Here is an 18,880-nt window from a genome sequence, read left to right on the forward strand (position 1 = left end):
GCGTGTTCTGTGGCTCAACGCCGCTTCCGCAGGGCACGGGTGACGACGATCGCCGACGCAAGCGCGAGCGCCGCCGCCGGGGCCGCCCAGCGGAGGGAGGAGCCGGGGGAGATGGCCTGCGGGGCCGGTACGGGGGCGTAGCGACCGCGCGGCGGGGCGTGGTCGACCTCCTCCGCGCTGCGCCCGATCATCGTGCGGCGGGCGTGCGCGGCTTCGGCGGGGGGTTCGGAGGGGTCGACGAAGGACTCGGTCACCGGGGTGGCGATCGGGGTGGGTTCCTCTTCCTCGTCTTCGGTGACTACGTCTTCGTCTTCGGTGACTACGTCTTCGGTGAGTTGGGCGATGTCTTCGTCGGTGACTTCGCCGTCGGTGACTTCGCCGTCGGTGGCTACGTTTTCGGTGGCTTCATCTTCCGGCGCGGGCGCGAGGGCCGGTGGGGGGATCTCGGTGTCGACGACGGACGGTTCGGGGGCCGCTTCCTCGGCCGCCGTCGTCGTACCCAGGTTCTCCGCGAAGCGGTCCAGCAGGCGGGTCACGGCCGCGGCGACCGAGCCGGCGGGCAGTTCCACGACGCGGCCGTCGGCCGAGGCGGTGCCCTCGACGGCGAGGGTGGAGCCGCCGTCGGCGTCCAACACCCGGAGGGTGAGGGCGAGTTTGACCGAGCCCGTGCCGCGCGCCTCGGAGGCGTCGCCCTCGGCGGTGTACGTACCGTCGTCCTGCGCGGTGACGCGTACGGTCCCGCGGTAGGTGACGGAGTGGCTGCCGACGCGCACCTTCAGCCGGCCGGTGACGGGGGCCGCGCCGGCGTCCTGCTGAAGTCCGGGAACCGCGCGGGCCACGCGTGCGGGGTCGGCGAGGGCGTCCCGCAGGTGGGCGGGGGGAACCGGAACGAACACCTCATGCTCCATGTGGGCCGAGGGTACCGGGGTGGGCGGAAGGTGCACCCCCGTTGCCCGAAAAGTTGCCCGCGCTCGTGTCGCCGTCGTCCGGGGGCTGCCGCTCCCAGAACCCCGCTTCGGCCTGGACGGCCTCGCCCTCAATCGCCGGACGGGCTGGAATGTGCGGACCGGCGTCCAGAAGTACCGCCTGGCCGAAGGATGAGGACCCGCGTTGAAGGGGCCCGTCCGAGGCGACCTCAGTCCGCGTACCGGGGATCGACCAACGTCGAAGCCCGCATCCCCGTGACCCTCGTACGCCCCACCGCCCGCGCATCCGCCGCCAACCCCGTCGCCGTCAACGTCCGAGGACGCGGCGCCCCGGGATCCAGCCCGAGCCGCTGCACCCCCACCCCCGCCAGAATGAACCCCCAGTCCCGCGGCGCCCGAAACGCACCGCTCGCCCGATCGGGCCCCGCCGCGAACCCCGAGTCCCGGCCGCCAACCCGATAAGGAACCGTCCGCAGACCCGCGGAGCGCACCGTCGCGTCGGCCGTCCAGAAGACCCGGGGACGGCTGGCGACCGGCCCGGCGTGCACGACCAGCCGTCCGCCGGGGGCAAGCGCACGGCGGGCGAGGCCGTAGAACTCCTGCGAGTACAGCTTCGTGCTCGCGGTGATCCCCGGATCGGGCAGATCGCAGATCACCACGTCGAAGGCCCCCGGCGGAGCAACTCGCAGCCAGCGGAAGGCGTCCTGGGTGGTCTCGTGGACGCGGAGGTCGTCGTAGACGTGGTCGTTGAGACGGGCGAGGGCCGGGTCGGTGCGGGCCAACCGGACGACTCCGGCGTCGAGTTCGACGATGTCGACGCGCCGTACGCCCGAATGTTCCAGCACCTCGCGGGCGGCCAGTCCGTCGCCGCCGCCGAGGATGAGCACGCGCGCGTGGGAGCCGTTCATCGCGGGGTGGACCAGCGCCTCGTGGTAGCGGCGCTCGTCGCGCCCGCTGACCCGCAGGCGTCCGTCGAGGAAGAGGTCGAGGGGGCGGCCGTGGGTGCCGCCGGTGAGGACGACCTCCTGGGTGCCGGTCTGCACCGCCACGCGGACGTCCTTGCCGTACACCGCCTCCCGCGCGGCCCGTTCGAAGTCGTCGACCAGGACGGCGGCGGAGGCGAGCAGACCGAGCACGGCGACGTTGGCGATCAGCAGCAACCACCGGGCGCGGCGCGTGAGATCGCGGCGGAACAGGCCGAGGACCAGCGCGCCGCCGGCGAACGCGTTGACCGTGCCGGTGATCAGTACGCCGGTCAACTGGCCCAGCAGGGGCAGGAGAAGGAAGGGAAAGGCGAGGCCGCCGACGAGCGCGCCGACGTAGTCCGCGGCGAACAGGTCCGCCACCGCGCCGCCCGCGTCCTGGCGCCGGATGCGCTGGATCAGCTCCATCAGCAGCGGGACCTCGGCGCCGATCAACAGGCCTATGGCGAGCGAGAAGGCGACCAGCAGCCAGCGCGGCCCGCTCGCCCACAGCCCGCCCCAACCGCCGGTCCACGCGAAGACGGCGTACAAAGCCATCGCACTGCACCCGCCGACCAGCGCGAGCGTCGCCTCGATCGCGCCGAAGCCGGCCGCCGCGTGCCAGCGCAGCTTCTTCGCGGCGAGCGAGCCGATGCCCATGGCGAAGACCATGACGGACAGCACGACGGACGCCTGGGTGACCGAGTCGCCGATCAAGTACGAGGCAAGCGCGACCAGTTCGAGCTCGTAGACGAGTCCGCAGGCCGCGCAGACGAAGACGCACGCGAGGACCAGGAACCGTCCGGTGCCCGGCCGCACCGGCAGCGGCGCGGGGCCGGGCCAGGGGGGCGGGGAGCCGGGCGGGGCCGGTGCGTGCGGTTCGATCACGACTGCGACGTTACGTCACACTGAGGTCACCCTTCGTCACCCACACGTGTGGATCTGACGCCCTAAACGCCCGACACGAGGCGGAAATGCCTCAAACGCCGGACGGACTGAGCCGAGGCACCGGAATCCGTACGCCGACCCGGGTCCGGGTCGCCACCAACTGCCCGTCCTGCGGGTAGGCGTGCCAGGTCCGCCAGTGCACCTGGCCCTCCTGGCGCTGGGCCAGCAGGGCCGTGAACGCGTGCGGGCTGCCGGGGAAGACGCCGGCCAGGCCGTTGGGATGGTCGGCGACCAGGGCGAGCAACTCCTGTGCGCGGCCCGCGAAGGAGCCCGGCGAGAGCAGTTCGACGCGGGCCGCGAACTCGTACTCCCAGTCGCCGACCCGCTTGGCGACGCCCAGCGGCAGCGGGGTGCTGCTGCCGGGGATGCACGCCACCGTCTCCGAACAACTGCCCCGCTCCTCCTCAAGGAGCACCTGGTGGGATGCGCCCAGGAGTCTCAACTGCAGCTTCGCCCCGGCCAGTTCGAGGTCGAGCGTGGCGAGGGCGGGGAGCGGCTCCCGCCCCAGGGCCCAGGCGAGGTCGGCCGCGCGCGTGTCTGTGTACGAGGTGTTCAGGGTCGTGAGCATGGATCGGCTCCGCTAGCACGCAAAGAAAAGGGAGGTGGGGAGGTGGGGTCCGGCGCACCCCGGTCGGTACCGGGAGATCGGCCCGGTCAACCCAGTCGGATCATCGGAAGGTGTGTGTGCAGGACGTCCGAGGGGCTGCGTTGGTGTTTTAGAGGGAATCATGAACGGTGGCGCCACCACAGCGTTTTTACCCAACTTCGTGGGGTTTCCATCCCTCAGAGGGCTCCACAGCTCAACTGTTCAACCACGGCGTGCGCCACGGCGGCCATGGCGCACGCCGGAGCGCCAAAGCGCCCGCGGGGCGTGGTACCCGGCGGGCGCTCTCCTGGAGTGACGGGAGTGCTGGGAGCAAGGGAAGTGACGTACTCCCGGGTGGAGCTCAGCTGCCCCGTGTCAGCTGCCTCCCCCGCATCCGCCCCCGCCACCGCCACCGCAGGAAGACCCGCCCCCGCAGGACGAACCGCCGCCGCAGGAGTGGCCGCCCGAGTGACCGCCGGAGTGACCGCCCGAGGACGAGCCGCAGGACACCGCCCCGCTGCTGCTCCCGGCCGCCCCGCCGGCCCACCAGCTGTTGTCGGAGCCGCGGCGCCGGCCGCCGCGGTTGGCCAGAATGGTGCTCCTGGTCCGGCGCGCCTTCGACACGACGACCAGCACGAACGCGATCACAACCGCTGCCACGATGATGCCGATTGCCATGGCGCCACCGCCCTTCTGATTCGCCTGAAGCAGCCCCCCGTGGGCGCCTCGCTCGTTGCGTGATCGGGGGATGCCCTCGCACGTCGTCGGCCAAAGCAGAGTTGAGGAACTCCAGAGCTTCGGCGCAGGATGACCGGCATGACCTCCAGCAGCCGCCCGCTCCTCAACCGCCGTCTCGCCGAGTTCGGGACGACGATCTTCGCCGAGATGTCCGCGCTCGCCGTGCGGACGGGCGCGATCAACCTGGGCCAGGGTTTCCCGGACACCGACGGCCCGGAGGAGGTCCGGGAGGCGGCCGTACGGGCGCTGCGCGACGGCCGCGGCAACCAGTACCCGCCGGGCCCCGGCGTCCCCGAACTGCGCACCGCGATCGCCGCGCACCAGCAGCGGCTCTACGGCCTTGCCCACGATCCCGACACCGAGGTCCTGGTCACGGCCGGCGCCACCGAGGCCATCGCCGCCGCCCTGCTGGCGCTGCTGGAACCCGGCGACGAGGTGATCGCCTTCGAGCCGTACTACGACTCCTACGCGGCGTGCATCGCGATGGCGGGCGGCACACGCGTGCCGGTCACCCTGCGCCCGCAGGACGGCGCCTTCCGGCTCGACCTCGGCGAACTGCGCGCCGCCGTCACCGACCGCACCCGCCTCCTCCTGATCAACACCCCGCACAACCCCACCGGCACGGTCCTCACCCGCGAGGAACTCACCGCGATCGCCGAACTGGCCGTCGAGCGCGACCTGCTCGTCGTCACGGACGAGGTCTACGAGCACCTGGTCTTCGACGACGCCGAGCACGTGCCGCTCGCGACCTTCCCGGGCATGCGGGAGCGCACGGTGACCATCGGCTCGGCCGGCAAGACCTTCTCCTTCACGGGCTGGAAGGTGGGCTGGGTGACGGCCGCACCGGAACTGGTCACGGCGGTCCGCTCGGCGAAGCAGTTCCTGACGTACGTGGCGTCCGGACCCTTCCAGTACGCGGTCGCCGAGGCACTGGCGCTCCCGGACTCGTACTTCGCCGCCTTCCGCGCGGACATGCTGGCCAAGCGGGACCTGCTGGCGGCGGGCCTCGCGGACGCGGGCTTCGAGGTGTTCCGGCCGGCGGGCACCTACTTCATCACCACCGACATCCGCCCCCTCGGCGAGAGCGACGGCTTCGCCTTCTGCCGCGCGCTGCCGGAACGGGCCGGCGTCGTCGCCATCCCGAACGCGGTCTTCTACGACCACCGGGAGGCGGGCGCGCCCTTCGTGCGGTTCGCGTTCTGCAAGCGGACCGGGGTGCTGGAGGAGGCCGTGAGCCGCTTGAAGTCGCTGGCGTAAAGTCACGCCGCCACGCCGGGCGCGGTGAATCCGTACCCGCCCGGCCGCGCAATGCTCGCCTGCGCCCGTTTCACCCGGCAATGTGCCGGTGTGACCCACGCCAGTACCCTCGCGCCCCGCCCTGTCACGGAGCCCGGTACCCAAGCCCGTACCCATCTGTCGACGGCGGCGGCCCTGGGCGGCGCCCTCGGTCTGTTCGCCGCCGCACGCCTGCTGGGCGTCGCCGCGCTGGCCCTGACGGCCTGGGCGACCGACCGGCACTGGCCGGCGCTCCTGGGCCGCTCCTGGGACTCCCAGTGGTACCTGGGGATCGCGGCGCACGGCTACGGCCGGGCCCTGCACTTCCAGCCCGGTGTCGTCCACAGCGATCTGGCGTTCTTCCCGCTGTACCCGGCCCTGGTCCGGGCGGTGACCGCGCTGAGCCCGCTGAGCGGGGGCGCGGCCGGGCTGCTCGTGTCCTGGCTCGCGGCGGCGGTCGCGGCCTGCGGGCTCTACACACTGGGCGCCCGCCTGCACGGCCGGGCGGTGGGCACGGCGCTCGTGCTGCTCTGGGGTCTGCTCCCGCACTCGATCGTGCTGTCGATGGCGTACACGGAGCCGGTCCTCACCGCCTTCGCCGCCTGGGCGCTGTACGCCGTGCTGGACGGGCGGTGGGTGTGGGCGGGGACGCTGGCCGCGCTGGCGGGGCTGGCCCGTCCCAACGGATTCGCGGTCGCGGCGGCGGTGCTCGTGGCGGCGGCGTACGAGATCTGTCGGGCGCGCGGAAAAGTTGTCCACAGGGTGTGGACGGGCGCGCTGCTCGCGCCGAGCGGCTGGGCCGCGTACGTCCTGTGGGTCGGCCACCGCAAGGGCGACCTGCTGGGCGGCTACTTCGAGGTACAGCGCCTGTGGGGGTCGAGGTTCGACTTCGGCAGGGGCTCGCTCCTCCTCGCCAAACACCTGCTCCTGCACGGCGACCGCTTCGTCTTCCCGATGACGATGATGATCGTCGCGGCGGCAACCGTCCTGTACGCCCTCCTGCTGGCGGACCGCGCCCCGCTCCCCCTGCTCGTCTACACGGGCGTCCTGCTCCTGATCGCGCTGGGCGGCTCGGGCTTCTTCGAGTCGAAGCCCCGCTTCCTGCTCCCCGCCTTCCCGCTCCTGCTGCCGCTCGCGCGGGCACTGGTCCGCACGGCGAGAGCCCGGCCCTGGCACGCGACCGTGGTGGTCGGCGCCCTGGCCGGGCTCTCCTTCGGCTACGGGGCGTATCTCGTGGTGATCGCGAACACGCCGCTGTAAGTGCCGTGGACCGGAAGTGGGGCCGGAACCAGGACCGAGTAGCGAGTACCGGGGACTACTCCCCGTCCTCGTCCTCGCCCTTCTCCTCCGCCTCATTGACGTCCTGCTCAAGGCCGAGCTGCTCGACGAGCCACTTGTCGAACTCGATGGCCGCGCGCACCCAGCTGACCGTCGAGGAGACGAAGTGCTCCAGGCTGACGCCGGTGCCGATCAGCATCTGCGCCTCGCCGATCAGACGGACGGTGCCGTCGTCATGCGTGTGCGTGTACACCTTGGGCCACAGGGTGCGCCGGTTCCAGTCGTCGATGGACTCCAGCAGCAGCGGCTTCTCGTCGATCTGGTGGGGCCGGTCGTAGAACGTCCGGACCGAGAAGACGGCCTGGTCGTCCTCGCCGCGGAACATGAAGTACGTGCGGAACTGCTCCCACGGCGCCGCGAGGTCTCCCTCGTCGTCGACGACATACTTCAGCTCCATCTGTTCGAGGAGCTGCTTCACGAGGTCCTGATCCGGGACAACGGGGCCCGCCGGCCCTTGGGGCTGCGGCTCGGGCTGGCCCCCGAAGTTCGGAATCGAGGACGGGTCGATGGTCACCGTGAATTTCCCTTCATATGGATGCCGTCATCCTCCCTCATGCGGGGAGGGGGGTGGCAAGCCCGACGGCCGGAAACTCACCACCCCCTGGTCAGGGCGTGAAAGTCACAGCGTCTTACCGGTCGCCCGCCCCACGATCAGCCCCTCCCCGAACGTGTCCACCCGTACCGTGTCGCCGTCCTTGATCTCGCCGGAGAGGATCTCCTTGGCGAGGCGGTCGCCGATGGCGGTCTGGACGAGGCGGCGCAGGGGGCGGGCGCCGTAGGCCGGGTCGTTGCCCTCTTCCGCGAGCCAGGTCAGGGCGTCCTCGCTGACCTCCAGGATGAGGCGGCGTTCCGCCAGGCGCTTGGCGAGGCGGTCGATCTGGAGGCGGGCGATGCGGGCCAGCTCGTCCTTGGCGAGGGCCGAGAAGACGACCAGGTCGTCCAGGCGGTTGAGGAACTCCGGCTTGAAGGAGGCCCGGACCACGTCCATGACCTGGTCCTTCTTCTCCTGCTCACTGGTCAGCGGGTCGACCAGGAACTGGCTGCCCAGGTTCGAGGTGAGGACCAGGATGACGTTGCGGAAGTCGACCGTGCGGCCCTGGCCGTCGGTGAGGCGGCCGTCGTCCAGCACCTGGAGGAGGATGTCGAAGACCTCGGGGTGCGCCTTCTCGACCTCGTCGAGCAGGACGACGGAGTACGGGCGCCTGCGGACCGCCTCCGTGAGCTGGCCGCCCTCCTCGTAGCCGACGTAGCCGGGCGGGGCGCCGACCAGGCGGGCCACGCTGTGCTTCTCGCCGTACTCGGACATGTCGATGCGGACCATGGCCCGCTCGTCGTCGAAGAGGAAGTCGGCGAGGGCTTTGGCGAGTTCGGTCTTGCCGACGCCGGTGGGGCCGAGGAAGAGGAACGAGCCGGTGGGGCGGTCGGGGTCGGCGATGCCGGCCCGGGTGCGCCGTACCGCGTCGGACACCGCCTGCACGGCCTCCCGCTGGCCGATCAGGCGCTTGCCCAGCTCGTCCTCCATGCGCAGCAGCTTCTGCGTCTCGCCCTCCATGAGGCGTCCGGCCGGGATGCCGGTCCAGGCGGCGACGACGTCCGCGATGTCGTCGGAGCCGACCTCGTCCTTGACCATGGTGTCCCGGGAGGCCTCCACCTCGGCCTCCGAGGCGGCCTCCAAGTCCCGCTCCAGGGTGGGGATCTCGCCGTAGAGCAGCTTGGACGCGGTGTCGAAGTCGCCGTCGCGCTGGGCCCGTTCGGCCTGGCCGCGCAACTCGTCGAGCTTCTCCTTGAGTTCACCGACGCGGTTGAGGGACTGCTTCTCCTTCTCCCAGCGCGCGGTCAGGCCGCGCAGCTCCTCCTCCTTGTCGGCGAGGTCGCGGCGCAGCTTCTCCAGGCGCTCGCGGGAGGCCGGGTCGGTCTCCTTCTCCAGCGCCAGCTCCTCCATCTTCAACCGGTCGACCACACGCTGGAGTTCGTCGATCTCGACGGGCGAGGAGTCGATCTCCATGCGCAGGCGGGAAGCCGCCTCGTCGACCAGGTCGATGGCCTTGTCGGGCAGGAAGCGGGAGGTGATGTAGCGGTCGGAGAGGGTGGCGGCGGCGACCAGCGCGCTGTCCGCGATCTGGACCTTGTGGTGGGCCTCGTAGCGGCCCTTGAGCCCGCGCAGGATCGCGATCGTGTCCTCGACCGAGGGCTCCGCCACCAGGACCTGCTGGAAGCGGCGCTCCAGCGCCGGGTCCTTCTCGATGCGCTCGCGGTACTCGTCCAGCGTCGTCGCGCCGACCATGCGCAGCTCTCCGCGCGCGAGCATCGGCTTCAGCATGTTGCCGGCGTCCATGGCGGAGTCCCCGCCCGCGCCGGCGCCCACGACGGTGTGCAGTTCGTCGATGAACGTGATGATCTGCCCGTCGGAGTCCTTGATCTCCGCCAGGACCGTCTTGAGCCGCTCCTCGAACTCGCCGCGGTACTTGGCGCCCGCGACCATCGCGCCCAGGTCGAGGGCGACCAGCCGCTTGTTCTTGAGGGACTCGGGCACATCGCCCTTGACGATCCGCTGGGCGAGGCCCTCGACGACGGCGGTCTTGCCGACGCCGGGCTCGCCGATCAGCACGGGGTTGTTCTTGGTCCGCCGGGACAGCACCTGCACGACCCGTCGGATCTCCTGGTCGCGGCCGATGACGGGGTCGAGCTTCCCCTCCCGCGCGGCCGCGGTGAAGTCCGTCCCGAACTTCTCCAGCGCCTTGTACTGGCCCTCCGGGTCAGCCGTGGTCACCCGGCGCCCTCCCCTCGCCTTCTGGAAGGCCTCCTGCAGCTTTTTCGCGGTGGCCCCCTGCCCGGACAGTACGTCACCGGCCGCGCCGCCCTTCGCGGCGATCCCGATGAGCAGGTGCTCGGTTGACAGGTACTCGTCACCGAGCTCCTTGGCCCGCTCGGCCGCGTCCGCGATGACCGCGAGCAGCTCCCGGTTGGGCTGCGGCGGCGCGACGGTGGAACCGGTCACGCTGGGCAGCGAGCCGAGCACCTTCTCCGCGCCGGCCCGGACGGCGGCCTGATCGGCGTCGACGGCGGCGAGCAGGTCGGTGATGTTCTCGTTCTCCTGCCCCTGGAGCAGAGCGAGGAGCAGGTGGGCAGGGGTGAGGTCGGAATGCGCCTCGGTCACGGCCCGGTTGCTGGCCGCGTTGATCGCGTCCCGGCTCCGGTTGGTCAGCTCTGCGTCCACGTTCGCGCTCTCCTCCTGGCGTCAGCGGTCTTGACAGGTCTGTGCGGGGGTCCTGGGAAGTCTGTGCGGGGTCCCGGGAAGTCTCCCATGCTGACTCAGTCAGCGTGCACAAAGTTGAGTCTATTCCGCTCAAGGCGATCGCGACACAAAAAACGCCCCCGCACAGACGGGGGCACTTGGGCGTTGGTCATTTCCGGCCACTGATGATCGCCGGACGATTGCTCCGACACCCGGAGATTCCAGGCAAAACTGCAGCGGCGTCACCGTGTTCAGGTCACGGTGACGCCGCTGCGGGGGGAAGCACCTGCGCGATCTGTTACGACGGGGGAATCGCGTCAGGCACTGCGGGGGGTGGCTGAGATGGTCCGTAGGTTGGGGGCTTCCGGTTCCACCAGCCGATGGTCTCGCTGATCAAGGTTCACAAAGATCATTCCGTACCGAATCGCACATCGAACAGGCTGCGGCGCCCCCCGAGGCCGCCGCAGACACCGATAGGCCCGTACGTCCTCGTCCTCGTCCCGCGTCACGACGACCGGCTCTCCGAAGACGGTCACCATCAGCGAGTCCCCGGGGTGGGGGATCGCGGTGACCAGATCGATGAAGTGCCAGCCGGAGCGGTAGGCCGTGGCCATTTCGCGACGGAAGGAGCGGTCGTCGGGTGGAGTGGTCATGACTCGGCGACCCACGTGCTGTCGCTCGGAGCGACCCAGGTGCTGTCATCCGGTGCGTCGGACGCCGTGACGACCCAGGTGCTGTCGCCGACGCCGACGGCAGTCACAGTGGTCGTGCGCCAGGTACTGTCGCCCGCCGTAGCACTGTCGGTCCCCGCAAAGCCACTCAGAGCCCCGAAAGCCACAACGGCGGAGAAGGCGGCGACTAGCGCCGAGCGAAGCATTCTCTTATGCATAGTCGGCTTCGTCCTCATTTGAAGGTCACCTCTCCCCCGTCCGAATACGACGATGGCCCATTCCGGCACGTCATGGCCACACAATCGATGCATCATGTTCCTGCACGTTCAGGACCCTGGGGGGTGGAGATTTGACAATAAATGAGACTAAGCGGACACATCCTCACGGGCTGACCGACCTGTGCGCGGAAGGGCGTCGCCTCTACGGGAACGCTCTCCGGACGGGACGCGTCGCCCGTACGGATGTGGAACCCGCACCCTGTTTGATGGAGTTCGCCCTCCTTCATCCCGATCCTGACGACCCGACCTGGCTGCGTCCCGTACCTCCTTCGATTGCCCTCGCCCAGCGGCTCAACCCGATCGAGAGCGAGATCACCCAGCGCCGGCGGATGTCGATCGAACTCGCCGACGCTTTCGAGCCGTTCATGACCCTCAGCGCCCAGTCCACGGCGACCACGCACTCCATCACGGTGCTGGAGGGCCTGGACCGGATCAACGCGGCACTCGATCTGGCCACCGCCCAGTGCCAGACGGAGATGCTGACCGTGCAGCCGAGCCGTCGCCGGCTTGAGCACACCCTCGCCCAGGGCCTGAACCGCGACCGGCCGCTGATCGAACGCGGCTGCCGCATCCGCACCCTCTACCAGCACCCGGCCCGCTACAGCCCCGAGACACTGGCCTACGTCGCCCAGTTCACCGAGGGCAAGGTCGAGTACCGGACGATCGACGAACTCGTCGAGCGGCTGATCATCTGCGACGAGACCGTGGCCTTCATCCCGACCCGCGACGACGGGGAGATCGCCCTCGAACTCAGGCATCCGGGGCTCGTCCGCTACCTGATCAAGGTCTTCGAGTTCATGTGGAACCGCGCGGTCCCGCTGAGCGCCGGCGCACCCTACGAGACCGCCCCCGACGGCATCACCGAGATCCAGCACTCGATCGCCAAGCTCCTCATCGAGGGCCACGTCGACGAGGCGATCGCCCGGCGCCTGGGCATGAACGTCCGCACCTGCCGTGCCCACATCGCCAAGCTCGCGACGGCTCTGGGCAGCGGCAGTCGCGCGCAGCTCGGGTTCCTCATAGCCCAGTCGGGGATCCTGAAGCAGGAGCCCTGACCCGCAGAAGCAGAAACCGCAGGAAGAAGTAGGACACACGTGACGACACAGCCACACCGGCACGGTCCGGAGGAACTGTGCGAGGAGGGCCTGGAGCTGTACGGCCGAGCGCTGCGTGCCGGGCACGTCAGCGGCGCGGACGTGCGGGCGGCCCCCTGTCTCGTCGACTTCGGCCTGCTGAGCCCCGCCCCCGCGGACCCCGACCGTCTGGAGCCCGTCGCCCCGGCCCTCGCCCTGCACCGCAGGCTGAGCGCCTCGGCGGACCGCATCGCCGACGAACGCCGGCGCGAGCAACGGCTGGCCGAGACGTTCGAGCCGCTCATGCGCATCGACGGGCAGCGCACGGCCCCGACGGACCCGCCGGCCATCGGCCTCATCGGCGGACTCGACCGGATCAACGAGGCCATCGCCGCGGCCATGGCCGACGCCTCCCGCGAGCTCCTGGCCATCCAGCCCTACAACGGCCGCAACCCCGCCTCGCGCCTGGCCAGGAGCCTGGGGCGCGACCAGGCCCTGCTCGACCGCGGCGGCCGTATCCGCACCCTCTACCAGCACACCCAGCGCCACTCGCCGGCCGTGACGGCCCGCTACGAGCAGCTGGACGGCGACGCCGAGGCACGGACCCTGGACCAGGTCACCGAGCGCCTCGTCGTGGTCGACCGCACGGTGGCCTTCATCCCGGCCAACGCGGACCGCACGCTCGCCCTCGAAGTGCGCCACCCGGTCCTGATCGACTACTTCGCCATCACCTTCGACCGCCTGTGGCACATGGCCGCCCCGATGTACCCCGAGACGGTCCCGCCCGCCACCCTCAACGGCATAACTCCCCGCCAGCACGCCATCGCCGCCCTCCTCGTCGAGGGCCACACCGACGCCGTCATCGCGGAGCGCCTGGGGCTGAACGTGCGTACCGCGCGCGTGCACATCGCCAAGCTCGCGGCGACGCTGGGCAGCGAGAGCCGGGCGCAGCTGGGCTATCTCATCGGGCGGTCGGGGATTCTTGACCGGGAAGGGTGAGCGAGCCGATGTCGGCGGGCTGACGCGGGTTGTCGAGCCCCACCTGCGCTATCCGCACGCCGAGCTGGGCCCGGCTGGCCGCGCCCAGCGTCTCGGAGAGGCGCGCGATGTGGGCCCGGCAGGTGCGGACGCTTATGCCGAGCCGCTCGGCGATGACGGCGTCCTGGTGGCCCTCGGCGAGCAGCGCCGCGATGGACTGCTCGCGGTGCGAGATGCCCTCGATGCCGGTGTCGGGGAGGGCCGCGGTCAGCGGGATCGCGAGGCGCCAGAGGCGATCGAAGACCGTGCCCAGGTAGCCGACCAGCGCCGGGTGGCGCAGCTCAAGGGCGAGGGTGCGGTCCGCGTTGGCGGGGATGAAGGCGACCGTGCGGTCGAAGAGGATGAGGCGGTCGATCACCTCGTCCAGGGTCCGCGCCTCCACCGTGTCGCCCATCAGCTCCAGGTAGTTGAGCAGGCCCTGGCCGTGCCGGGCGACGTGCGTGTACAGGTCGCGCATGCGTACGCCCCGGCCGCGCAGGGCGAGCGCCCGGTGCAGTCCCTCGGTCAGCTCGTGCTCGGGCCGGATGCCGCCGGGCTGGACCGTCAGGACCTCCGTGGTGCACGCCTCGGTCGCCTCGTCCATCGCGGCCTGGATGCGGGAGAGACCGTCCAGGACCCGGATCGCGGCGCCCTCGCCGGCGCCCGTCGGCACCGGCGGCCCGAGACCGGCGTACCACTCGAAGGCGGCCACCGCGGAGCCCACCCGTCGCTGGCTCCCGCTGACCTCGTCGTAGACCCCGCGCAGCAGCCGGGTCATGACCTCCTGCGGGGAGGTCGGCACCAGCCAGTCCATGTCGTCGGGGTCCGGGTGCAGCAGGGCCAGCTCCAGCAGGCACGGCACCGACTCCGCGTCGGGGCGCGGCACGCGACCCCGTCGTACGGCCCGGGAGTACACGCGGTCCCCGGCCTCGCACAAGCGGTCGGCACCGTGCGGATGCTCCGCCGTCCCGTGCCCGGCCATCGCCCAACCCCCGGTTCTGCCGTCTATCGCAGCGCAACTATGCGCGGCCCGCACGGGCTCCGCAACACGGCTCGATCGGCCCAGGCACAGGAAAAACGCCGGTATGCCCGGGTATATACAGGCCTCCTTCCGTCGAGTTGCAACAAGCTGATGGCGCTGTGCAGGAACCTGGGGGTGCGCGGAACGTCTGCTTCCGCCGGGTGGTGGGCGCCGTGCGCGCCCCCGGAACCGCGCCGGGCGTGCGCTCCCGGAAATGCCGGAGTGATCGTTGTGTTACGTACCGCCCTTAACGTCCCCTCATGGCGGACATATTTGACGCGTACGCGTTGGCCGACGCGTGGGACGAGATGTTTGAGCGACCGGGTGAGGTCAGGGCCGCCTACGAGCCGGTGCTGGCGGCACTTCAACCGATCGAGCCGAGTGAATTGCGCTTCCGGGCCGACCAGATGGCCCGGGCGTTCACCGACCGGGGTGTGACCTACGCCTTCGCGGGCGAGGAGCGGCCCTGGCCGCTGGATCTGGTGCCGAGGATCCTCGACGCCCTCGAATGGGATCTCATACAACGCGGGGTGAGCCAACGGGTCAGAGCCCTGGAGGCCTATCTCGCCGACGCCTACGGGCCCTGCCGGGCCTTCGAGGACGGCGTGGTGCCCTGGCGCCTGCTGCTCCACTCCCCGCACTTCCACCGCGCCGCGCACGGCGTCGAGCCACCGGGCGGGGTGCGCATCCACGTCGCCGGCATCGACCTCGTCCGGGACGAGGAGGGCGCCTTCCGGGTCCTGGAGGACAACGTGCGGGTGCCCAGCGGGGTCTCGTACGTCATCGAGAACCGCCGGGCGATGACCCGGGTCTTCCCGTCCCTCTTCGCCGAGCAGCACGTCGTGCCCGTCGACGGGTACGCCCAGCGCCTGTTGGCCGCCCTGCGCGCCGCCGCCCCCGAGGGGGTGGTGGACCCGCGGGTCGTGGTGCTCACCCCGGGGCCCAGCAACGCCGCCTACTTCGAACACGCCCTGCTCGCCCGGCTGATGGGCGTGCAGCTGGTGGAGGGCCACGACCTGGTCTGCCGCGGCAACCGCGTCTGGATGCGCACCACCCGCGGCGAGGTGCCCGTGCACGTCGTATACCGGCGCCTGGACGACGACTTCCTCGACCCGCTGCACTGCCGCCCCGACTCGGTGATCGGCTGCCCCGGCATCATGGGCGCGGCCATGGCGGGCAACGTCACACTCGCGAACGCGGTCGGCAACGGGATCGCCGACGACAAACTGCTCTACACCTACGTCCCCGACCTGATCCGCTACTACCTCTCAGAGGAACCGATTCTCCCCAACGTCGAGTCCTACCGACCAGACGAACCAGGGCAGTTGGAGGCGGTCCTCGACCAGATCGACCAGCTGGTGATCAAGCCGGTCGACGGCGCCGGCGGCCAGGGCATCGTCATCGGGCCGAAGGCCGACGCGGACACCCTCGAACGCACCCGCAAAGCCGTCGCCGCCGACCCGCGCGGGTTCATCGCGCAGCGGCCCGTCGCGCTGTCCACCTCCCCCACCCTCGCCGGCGAGCGCATGGCACCGCGCCACATCGACCTGCGCCCGTTCGCCGTGAACGACGGCAGCGACGTGTGGGTGCTGCCCGGCGGCCTGACCCGCGTCGCGCTCCAGGAGGGCAACCTGATCGTCAACTCCAGCCAGGGCGGCGGCTCCAAGGACACCTGGGTGCTCGCGGAGGGCCCGGCCGAGCCGCCGGCGCCCGCCTTCGAGGGCACGCTCCCGGCGGTCGCCCCACGTCAGCACGGACCCGACGGCAACCCCACCGTCGTATCGGAAGGGGCGCAGCAGCAGTGAACGACGTGATCCTGTCCCGGATAGCCGAGGCCCTGACCTGGACCGGCCGGTACGTCGAGCGGGCGGACGCCACGGGCCGCATCCTCGACGCGTATCTGCACCGCATGCTGGAGGACCCCTGGCGCGACGAGGACGTGGCCTGCCGGTCGCTGTACGCGATCCTCGGCGTCGACGCGGGCGGCACGCGCGTGGACATGCAGAAGGTGCTCGACCAGCTCGCCTTCGACGCCCGCTCGACCTGCTCCATCGAGGGCGCGCTCGGCGCCGCCCGGCTCAATGCCAGAAGCGCCCGGGAAGCCGTCTCCTCGGAGATGTGGGAGTGCCTCAACTCCACCTGGCACGCCCTGGCCGACCAACGTCTCGCGGCCCGCCGTACGGGCCCCTACGCCTATCTGGAACTGGTCCGCCGCCGCGCGGCCCTCTTCTTCGGCCTCGCCGACTCCACCATGAGCCGGGACGACAGCTGGCGGTTCGTGGTGCTCGGCCGGAGTCTGGAACGGGTCGACATGACCGTACGGCTGCTGGCGGTACGTGTGCTGGACGCGGCGCACGCGCCCGACTGGCCGACGCTGCTGAGCGCTTCGGGTGCCGACGAGGCGTACGCGCGCGTGTACGGCGGTTTCGGCGACACCCCGCGGGTGGCCGAATTCCTGCTCCTGGACCGGGACTTCCCGCGTTCGGCGCTGCACGCGCTGACCACGGCGGAGGAGTGCCTCAGCGCGCTCGGCCGCCCCCGCCAGGACCCCGCGCGCCGCCCGATCGGCCGGCTGCGCACCCGCCTCGAATACCTCGACACCAACGCGCTGGAGGACCAACTCCCCCTCCTGCTCCGGGACCTGCAGCAGTCCTGCATGGCGTCCGCCGACGCGGTGGCGGAGCGCTTCTTCCCGTACCAGGGGCCCGTCGAGTGGGCCCAGGAAGGAGCCTGACATGGCTCGCCGCCTCCGCATCCGGCACGTCACGCGCGTCGCGTACGCCCAGCCTGCCGCGTCCTCGCACAACGAGGTCCGCATGACCCCGCTGACGCTCCCAGGACAGACCACCCTGGACGCCCGGGTCACCGTCAGCCCGGCCGCCGCGACCTGGTCGTACTGGGACTACTGGGGCACGCAGGTCACCGGCTTCGACCTGATGGACCCGCACGCGGACCTCACGATCACCGCGTCCAGCCTGGTGGAGACGTCCCCACCGAGCCCGCTCCCCGAACCGCCCGACTGGCCGGAACTGGCCGAACACACGGCGGGCTCCCGCCTGTTGGAGTACGCGGGCCCGACCATCCGTACGACGATCCCGACAACGCTCCTGGACAAGGCGCGGGAGGCGGCGGCCGGCCTCGACCCGCACGCGACGGCCCTCGCGGTCTCGTCCCTGGTCGCCGACCAGGTCTCCTACCTCCCCGGCGCGACGAGCGTGAACACCTCCCCCGCCGAGGCCTGGGAACAGGGCGCCGGCGTCTGCCAGGACATCACCCACCTCACCCTCGCCATGCTCCGCGGCGTCGGCCTCCCGGCCCGCTACGTCTCCGGCTACCTCCACCCCGAACGCGACGCCGAACTCCACCGCCCCGTCGTCGGCCAGAGCCACGCCTGGATCGAGTACTGGGCCGGCGACTGGTGCGGCTACGACCCCACCAACCGCACCCCCGCCGACGAGACCCACGTGGTCGTGGCCCGAGGCCGCGACTACGACGACGTCACCCCGCACAAGGGCATCTACCGGGGGGTGGCGGGCGGCCCGCCGGACGTACTGGTGGAGTTCACGCGGGTGGCGTGAGACGAACGGGCGGCACCCCCTCCCCCGGGGTGCCGCCCGCCTCGCCCGAACGCCTGGGCCGCCGTGCCTACTTGAGGCCGATCGCCTGGCAGTCCGCCGTGTACTTCGTGGTGCAGATGTCGGAGGTCTTGTAGATGCCGTCCGCGATGACCGTCGACTTGATGTTCTTCTTCGTCAGCGCGGTCACCGTGACGAGCTGGGCCGGGATGTCCTTGTTCGTGGGGCTGTCGACGTTGTCCTGGGTGAGGGCGTCGAACTGGATGTCGTGGCCCTGCACCTTGGCCACGGCCATCTGCGCGGCGGCCTCGGCCTCCTGCGGGTAGGACTTGTAGACGCTCATGTACTGCTCGCCGGCCACGATCCGCTGCACGGCGGCGAGTTCGGCGTCCTGGCCGGTGATCGGGGGCGGGTTGGTCACCCCGGCGGCGTCGAGGGCCTTGACGATGCCGCCGGCCATGCCGTCGTTGGCGGAGTAGATGGCGGCGATGTCGCCCTTGCCGATCTCCTCGATCGCGGCGGCCATGTTGGCCTGGGCGTTCTCCGGCTTCCAGTCCTTGGTGTCGTAGGACTTGGCGATCGTCACCTTGCCGTTGAGCTCGGACAGCGCGCCCGCCTTGAACTGCTTGGCGTTCGGGTCGGTGGGCGAGCCGTTCATCATGACGATCTTGTCGGCGGTGCTGGCGTCCGACCCCAACGCGTCCAGCAGGGAACGGCCCTGGACCTCGCCGACCAGTTCGTTGTCGAAGGAGATGTACGCGTCGATGGGCCCCTCGGCGAGCCGGTCGTAGGCGATGACCGGGATGCCGGCCTCCTTGGCCTTCTTCACCTCGCCGGCGATCGCGTGCGAGTCGACCGCGTCCAGCAGGATGATGTCGACCTTGTTGTCGATCATCTGCTGCATCTGGGTCGCCTGCTTGTTCACGTCCTGGTCGGCGTTGGCGTAGTCGACCTTGCCCCGCTTGTTCGTGAGGGTGGCGACCTTCTCCTTGATGATGGGGTAGTCGAAGTCCTCGTAGCGGGTGTTGGCCGTCTCCGGCAGGAGCAGGCCGATGGTCACGTCGTCACCCTTGGTCGGGGTGGCCGAGCTGCTGTCCGACGACGCGTTCAGCACACCGCAGGCGGCGAGCGAGACGGTCATCGTGGACGCTGCCACGGAGATGGCTATTCGACGCGTGGGACGCATTGGGGAGCTCACTTCTGCTGCCTTCCGAACACGGCCGCAGCTGCGCGACCC

Annotated in this window: 16 protein-coding genes; 7 read left to right on the forward strand and 9 right to left on the reverse strand. The window is 70.8% G+C overall.

The genetic code is table 11. The annotated features are described in order from the left end of the window. Window positions 1–14: 14 nt before the first annotated feature. The 4 genes from M2283_RS10245 to M2283_RS10260 all read right to left on the reverse strand — a co-directional run bounded on the left by M2283_RS10245 (window position 15) and on the right by M2283_RS10260 (window position 4,100). Window positions 15–908 (reverse strand): SRPBCC domain-containing protein, encoded by an 894-nt coding sequence (locus M2283_RS10245; protein WP_280875818.1) that lies wholly within the window; start codon window positions 906–908, stop codon window positions 15–17. 227 nt (window positions 909–1,135) lie between these two features. After that, entirely contained in the window at window positions 1,136–2,776 is a 1,641-nt protein-coding gene (locus M2283_RS10250) for a polyamine aminopropyltransferase (protein WP_280875819.1), read from the reverse strand. Between the two features lie 91 nt (window positions 2,777–2,867). Then, window positions 2,868–3,404, reverse strand: a complete 537-nt coding sequence (locus M2283_RS10255; RefSeq protein WP_280875820.1) for a DUF2617 family protein — start codon at window positions 3,402–3,404, stop codon at window positions 2,868–2,870. Window positions 3,405–3,797: 393 nt separating this feature from the next. Further along, window positions 3,798–4,100, reverse strand: coding sequence for a hypothetical protein (locus M2283_RS10260; protein ID WP_280875821.1), 303 nt, complete (start codon window positions 4,098–4,100; stop codon window positions 3,798–3,800). A 129-nt stretch (window positions 4,101–4,229) separates the two neighbouring features. Between M2283_RS10260 and M2283_RS10265 the strand changes: the two genes are divergently transcribed. Next, window positions 4,230–5,417 carry a pyridoxal phosphate-dependent aminotransferase gene (locus tag M2283_RS10265; RefSeq protein ID WP_280875822.1) on the forward strand — a complete coding sequence of 396 codons (1,188 nt, stop codon included), beginning with the start codon at window positions 4,230–4,232 and terminating at the stop codon, window positions 5,415–5,417. A 90-nt stretch (window positions 5,418–5,507) separates the two neighbouring features. Continuing rightward, window positions 5,508–6,695 (forward strand): mannosyltransferase family protein, encoded by a 1,188-nt coding sequence (locus M2283_RS10270; RefSeq protein ID WP_280875823.1) that lies wholly within the window; start codon window positions 5,508–5,510, stop codon window positions 6,693–6,695. A 55-nt stretch (window positions 6,696–6,750) separates the two neighbouring features. Here M2283_RS10270 and M2283_RS10275 read toward each other — a convergent pair whose 3' ends face one another. From M2283_RS10275 to M2283_RS10285, 3 genes are all read right to left on the reverse strand, one after another. After that, entirely contained in the window at window positions 6,751–7,287 is a 537-nt protein-coding gene (locus M2283_RS10275; protein WP_280875824.1) for a YbjN domain-containing protein, read from the reverse strand. 105 nt (window positions 7,288–7,392) lie between these two features. Further along, entirely contained in the window at window positions 7,393–9,990 is a 2,598-nt protein-coding gene (clpB, locus tag M2283_RS10280) for an ATP-dependent chaperone ClpB (protein ID WP_280875825.1), read from the reverse strand. 335 nt (window positions 9,991–10,325) lie between these two features. After that, a complete protein-coding gene (locus tag M2283_RS10285; protein ID WP_123998759.1) occupies window positions 10,326–10,661 on the reverse strand; it encodes a hypothetical protein in 336 nt (111 codons plus the stop codon). 406 nt (window positions 10,662–11,067) lie between these two features. On the opposite strand from M2283_RS10285, the gene M2283_RS10290 reads away from it, so the two are divergent. Next, window positions 11,068–12,012 (forward strand): helix-turn-helix transcriptional regulator, encoded by a 945-nt coding sequence (locus M2283_RS10290; RefSeq protein WP_280876249.1) that lies wholly within the window; start codon window positions 11,068–11,070, stop codon window positions 12,010–12,012. Between the two features lie 39 nt (window positions 12,013–12,051). Continuing rightward, a complete protein-coding gene (locus tag M2283_RS10295; protein ID WP_280875826.1) occupies window positions 12,052–13,029 on the forward strand; it encodes a helix-turn-helix transcriptional regulator in 978 nt (325 codons plus the stop codon). Here the strand turns inward: M2283_RS10295 and M2283_RS10300 are convergent. After that, the gene (locus M2283_RS10300) at window positions 12,992–14,029 is read right to left on the reverse strand and encodes a helix-turn-helix transcriptional regulator (protein WP_280875827.1); all 1,038 of its coding nucleotides are present in this window, start codon (window positions 14,027–14,029) and stop codon (window positions 12,992–12,994) included. The genes M2283_RS10295 and M2283_RS10300 overlap by 38 nt on opposite strands. Before the next feature lie 299 nt (window positions 14,030–14,328). Here M2283_RS10300 and M2283_RS10305 point away from each other — a divergent pair, with 299 nt between their 5' ends. Genes M2283_RS10305 through M2283_RS10315 form a run of 3 tightly spaced genes read left to right on the forward strand, consistent with a single transcriptional unit; the run spans window position 14,329 to window position 17,646 of the window. Next, on the forward strand, window positions 14,329–15,873 hold the full coding sequence (locus tag M2283_RS10305; protein WP_280875828.1) for a circularly permuted type 2 ATP-grasp protein: 1,545 nt from the start codon (window positions 14,329–14,331) through the stop codon (window positions 15,871–15,873). Further along, window positions 15,870–16,802, forward strand: a complete 933-nt coding sequence (locus tag M2283_RS10310) for an alpha-E domain-containing protein (RefSeq protein ID WP_280875829.1) — start codon at window positions 15,870–15,872, stop codon at window positions 16,800–16,802. The genes M2283_RS10305 and M2283_RS10310 overlap by 4 nt, the downstream gene beginning before the upstream one ends. 1 nt (window position 16,803) lies before the next feature. Beyond that, window positions 16,804–17,646, forward strand: coding sequence for a transglutaminase family protein (locus M2283_RS10315; RefSeq protein ID WP_280875830.1), 843 nt, complete (start codon window positions 16,804–16,806; stop codon window positions 17,644–17,646). 67 nt (window positions 17,647–17,713) lie between these two features. Here the strand turns inward: M2283_RS10315 and M2283_RS10320 are convergent, their stop codons facing one another. Continuing rightward, window positions 17,714–18,829: a sugar ABC transporter substrate-binding protein gene (locus tag M2283_RS10320; protein ID WP_280875831.1), complete on the reverse strand. Its 1,116-nt coding sequence runs from the start codon at window positions 18,827–18,829 to the stop codon at window positions 17,714–17,716. Window positions 18,830–18,880 lie beyond the last annotated feature (51 nt).

Source organism: Streptomyces pseudovenezuelae (genome assembly GCF_029892565.1).
GTDB lineage: Bacteria > Actinomycetota > Actinomycetes > Streptomycetales > Streptomycetaceae > Streptomyces > Streptomyces pseudovenezuelae_A.